5 protein-coding genes are annotated in these 4,461 nt (G+C 39.3%); 3 read left to right on the top strand and 2 right to left on the bottom strand.

The window, feature by feature from the left end:
* The first annotated feature begins 297 nt into the window (after positions 1-297).
* On the top strand, positions 298-690 hold the full coding sequence (locus tag T546_RS24380; RefSeq protein WP_084326591.1) for a hypothetical protein: 393 nt from the start codon (positions 298-300) through the stop codon (positions 688-690).
* 117 nt (positions 691-807) lie between these two features.
* Here the strand turns inward: T546_RS24380 and T546_RS0122215 are convergent, their stop codons facing one another.
* On the bottom strand, positions 808-1,848 hold the full coding sequence (locus T546_RS0122215) for a serine hydrolase domain-containing protein (RefSeq protein ID WP_242842278.1): 1,041 nt from the start codon (positions 1,846-1,848) through the stop codon (positions 808-810).
* Positions 1,848-1,997, bottom strand: coding sequence for a hypothetical protein (locus T546_RS25450; RefSeq protein ID WP_156951399.1), 150 nt, complete (start codon positions 1,995-1,997; stop codon positions 1,848-1,850). The genes T546_RS0122215 and T546_RS25450 overlap by 1 nt, the downstream gene beginning before the upstream one ends.
* 320 nt (positions 1,998-2,317) lie before the next feature.
* Between T546_RS25450 and T546_RS24870 the strand changes: the two genes are divergently transcribed.
* Both T546_RS24870 and T546_RS24370 read left to right on the top strand, forming a co-directional pair.
* A complete protein-coding gene (locus T546_RS24870; RefSeq protein ID WP_051630056.1) occupies positions 2,318-2,848 on the top strand; it encodes a hypothetical protein in 531 nt (176 codons plus the stop codon).
* A 149-nt stretch (positions 2,849-2,997) separates the two neighbouring features.
* Positions 2,998-4,395, top strand: a complete 1,398-nt coding sequence (locus T546_RS24370) for a recombinase family protein (protein ID WP_051630054.1) — start codon at positions 2,998-3,000, stop codon at positions 4,393-4,395.
* Positions 4,396-4,461: the final 66 nt, after the last annotated feature.

Genomic DNA, 4,461 nt, shown 5'->3' with positions numbered 1-4,461 from the left:
GCCCGTGTGTTACTTTTGTTAGTGGTAAAAAACTTAAGGACGATACGATTAAAAAACATATTTGTGATGGAAGTTTGTTTTGTTTGTGAACTTTTTGTGTTTTTTATGTGAATTATGTCGAAATAGATACATTTATCTTTTTATTAAATAATTTTTAAGTATTTTTAAGAAAAAATCAACAAATCCTCTATTGATTTCATTCTACTCAGGTGCTAAACTGAGTTCTGACTTCAGGAAAATAAATGAAAGTCAGAACCAATAAAAAATATGGATACAGTCTTAAGGAGGAAATTAATTATGAAGTTATCAACAAAGAAATTATTATTGTCAGGCGTTGCTGTATTGACAATGGCAGCCATCTCTGCATGTGGCAGCACTCAGACCTCTGAAACAACTGCAGGTTCCAAAGCTGATATTACTACTGAAGCAGTTACTACAGAAGCGGTTACTACAGAAGCAGTTACTACTGCACCTGCTGAAACAAAGAAAGATGAAGCTAAGAAGGACGAGAGCAAAAAGGAAGATACCACGAAAGAAGAGGCTCCGGCAGCTGATTCTAAGAAGGTTGAGAGCAAGAACGAAGTTGCTCCAGCAGCTGAAACAAAAGCTGGAGAAAGCAAAGCAAAAACTGCTGCTCAAGAGACAAAAGAAGACAAGCCAGCAGCAGAAACAAAGAAAACAACTAATTAGTAAATTACATACATACTCTGCTATAAAAAAATGAGTTAGGTTTTAAGAAATGGACCTGATGATAAGGTGATTTTATTCACCTTATCATCAGGTCCATTTCTATCACAATCCTGGTGCTTATATAAAATCCTGCCATTTTAGTTCTCGATTCAGTTTCCAAACATTATTCCAAAAATTACTTACCAGAGTGGTGAGTACCTCTTCCTCTCGGTCGTAACTGGATATAAAGCTTACACCAGGATCACAGCCTTGAATGTAAGGTACATAATACCCGTCCATTTTCTTTAACCATATTCCATATCCATAATGCTCATTTTCATAGTTGGTGCTTTGAAGACGGAGCATTTTGTTTGTCATCTCTTCCGATAATAGCTTATATCCAAGCAGCCTATTCCAAAATAGTTCAATATCACCTACCGTTGTGTACGCACCACCTGCGCCTGTCCCCTTCACATCAACGCTATAAATATTAGTATAATACTCTTCCTTCACCTGATCATATAAATAGGCATTGGCGCATCCGGTCGGAAGGCGATCAAGCTCATAATAGCCGGTGTGCGCCATATTTCCTGGTTTAAAAATGACATCTGCAAGATATGAATCAAAAGATACTTTTGTAATGCTTTCTATAATAAGGCCCAGCATCACATAGCCGGAGTTATTATATTGAAACTTCTCTCCCCTTTGATAAATCATGGGCTTATTAATAAATAAGGGCAGGAGATCCCTGGAGGTGCGTATCTTATAATTGGGATAATCCCGCCATAGATCCGAATATTCCTCCATGATGCTTTCATCAAAATAATCCGGAATTCCAGAGGTATGATTGAGGAGCTGCTCTACCGTTACGAGAGGATCTATGTGGTTTAACTCAAAATCAAGTAATTCCCCTATGGTATCCTCAAAATGCAGCTTTCCCTCCTCTATTAGTTTAAGAATTCCAACGGCAACGAAAACCTTTCCTGCGGAAGCTGTTCCAAATCTGGTATCTAAGGTATTTAAAACCCGATTGGAAAGATCCGAATATCCAAACGCCTGCTCAAATACCGTGCTGCCCTTTCGTTTGATAGAGATACAGCCTTGAAAATCCTTTAGTGTTTCTTTCAAATGATTCATGTTTACTCCTATCAGTCTTAGCTTGTCCCATACTACCGGCATCAGCCGGTTTCTCCTTCGTTTTCAGCTTCTCGTTTCTTTAAGCTCTTTAAAGTAATTTCCACCCCTTCTTTTTCTCCTATGATCTTAGCCAGAGCCTCAAAGGCCTTTACCGGATCTACAGAATTCACTGCACGAACTGTATCCGCCATGATATCGCCCCTTTCTACCCCATATGTATTCCATGTGGTTTGTACTTCTTTCCTCTTCCTTATTAAAGTAGAAAATGGAGTACGTAAGATCGATAGTCAAAAAATAAGAAATTACAATTAATCTAATGTAATCTTATCATATCACTTGTTCTTCTACAACTGTATGACTTCCATCGCAAATGCCTTTATCTTATTCATGAATTTTAGAGATATTAGTAAAATATGGAAAAATAATAAGACTTACATTGATATCACGAATTATTTCATGTAAAATAAAAAGTACAAGGTTACTACAAAAATAATATTTTATGGGGGTAAATATGAGAAGGTTAAAAACATTCATTCTAACAGCAGCAATGTCTTTTATCATGAGTTTTACTGCACTTGCAGGTCAATGGAATCAAAGTCCAGGCGGCTGGTGGTATTCCTATGATGATGGCACCTATGCAGTCAACTCCTGGCAATGGATCGATGGAAACGGAGACGGCGTTTCTGAATGTTATTATTTTGATGAAAATGGATATTGCGTCCTTAATTCAACCACACCAGATGGACAAACCGTAGATGCTAACGGTGCATTAATTGTTGATGGAAAGATTCAGACAAGAACAGAAACAGAGACTTCTGCAAATAACAATACCACCAAAACAAAAAATACAGCCCCACAGCCTACGCAAAGTTCTTCTAAAACAACGGATACTTCAAAAAACAAAGAAAATATGGTTTGGGTTTCCCAGACAGGGAAAAAATATCATTCCAAATCCAGTTGCAGCAACATGAAAAATCCAAGCCATATGACTGAGTCAGAAGCAATAGGACTTGGAAGAACACCTTGTTCTAAATGTTATTAAAATAGCCCCGGAATCACGATACGATAGATTTGAATTCGCTGATAAGAAATTTTAATTCTCTGCCCCTTATGAAAAGGAACTCCTTTTTATAGGGGGTATTTGTTATTTTTATCCCCCACCCCTCGTAAACTGTACAGGGAGATGATGAGATGAAAAAAACTTCAGAGCCAGAGCGGCCAATTCGCGTAGCGGTTTATATCCGGGTATCCTCTGAAGAACAGGCAGAGCGGGGAGATTCCATCAGAGACCAGAAGGAACGGGGAGTCCGGTATATTAAGGAACACACCAATATGGTCTTACAGGATATTTATCTGGACGACGGTGTATCGGGCCAGAAAATTGACCGGGACGATTTTACACGTTTGATGAACCATGTAAAAGAAGGACAAATTGACTTAATCATATTTACAAAGCTGGACCGATGGTTTCGAAGCCTTCGCCATTATTTAAACACCCAGGCAGTCCTGGAAAAATATAACGCTGCATGGACTGCCATCGACCAGCCATACTTTGACACTTCCACCCCTTACGGCAGGGCCTTCGTGGCCCAATCCATGACCTGGGCCGAGCTGGAAGCTCAAAACGGCGGAATCCGTGTTTCCGATGTATTTAAGTCTAAGGTTGAGCACGGAGAAGTGATTACAGGAAAAGTCCCAAGGGGATACCAGATCATGAATAAACGCATGGTACTTTCGGAGGAAGCCCCTGCTATTTATGATGGAATCATGCATTTTCTAAAACACCACTCCATGAACCAGTCGGTCCTATATCTAAAGGATAAATATGGAATCTGCATGACACCTCAAAACTTCCGCCAGTCTCTTCTTCGCAACGAGAAATTGACGGGGCGTTACCGCGGCAATGAAGCTTACTGTCCTCGCCTTATATCCGATGAGGATTTTAATAAAATTCAACATATTTTAGACCAGAACCATAACATTAAGTCCAGTCAGAAATATCCCTATCTATTTTCCGGCCTTGTGATATGCAGGGAATGTGAAAGCAAAATGGGCGGCTGCCAGATTAATGTTCCTTCCAAACGAAAAGACGGAACAACCATCCGCTATAAATATCCTGCATATGAATGCAAGCAGTCTCATACAAAAAAAGCATGTTTAAATCACGGAGAAATCCGGGAATCACGATTGGAAGAATACTTATTAACTTATGTCCGGTCAGAACTTAATTCCTACATTGCCGGTTTTCAGGCCAGGGAAAAACAGGCCGCTGATCATAGTATTGAAAAAAAGCAGATTCAAAAGAAACTGGATAGACTGAAAGATTTATACCTAAATGAAGCAATAACCCTGGAGGAATTAAAAAAAGAAAAGGCCAGACTGGAAGAATACTTATCCTCTCTTATAAGCCCTCCTCCCACGGCGCAAGACCTTGAATCATTAAAAAACATTCTTAATGCAGGCTTTGAGACCATGTATTCAAAGCTGAATCACGAACAGAAGCGGCGCTTTTGGCGCTCTATTATAAAGGAAATAAAAATCAGTAAAAGCTCCGGGCGTCAAAGGGATTATACCGTGGTCTTCTTATAAAATTCAGCTGGGAACAGCCTTTTTCGTTGCAATATTATTTTACCTCTAACACCACCAGCCCGTGTG

Origin of the sequence: [Clostridium] aerotolerans DSM 5434 (genome assembly GCF_000687555.1) — a bacterium.
Lineage (GTDB): Bacteria > Bacillota > Clostridia > Lachnospirales > Lachnospiraceae > Lacrimispora > Lacrimispora aerotolerans.
Note: the sequence above shows the minus strand (reverse complement) of the source record. Positions and strands in the feature narration are given on the sequence as shown.

Excerpts from the sequence above, each read along its gene's own strand:
- T546_RS24870 (WP_051630056.1), top strand. The coding sequence starts at position 2,318 with ATGAGAAGGTTAAAAACATTCATTCTAACAGCAGCAATGTCTTTTATC.
- T546_RS24370 (WP_051630054.1), top strand. The coding sequence starts at position 2,998 with ATGAAAAAAACTTCAGAGCCAGAGCGGCCAATTCGCGTAGCGGTTTAT.
- T546_RS25450 (WP_156951399.1), bottom strand. The coding sequence starts at position 1,997 with ATGGCGGATACAGTTCGTGCAGTGAATTCTGTAGATCCGGTAAAGGCC.
- T546_RS0122215 (WP_242842278.1), bottom strand. The coding sequence starts at position 1,848 with ATGCCGGTAGTATGGGACAAGCTAAGACTGATAGGAGTAAACATGAAT.
- T546_RS24380 (WP_084326591.1), top strand. The coding sequence starts at position 298 with ATGAAGTTATCAACAAAGAAATTATTATTGTCAGGCGTTGCTGTATTG.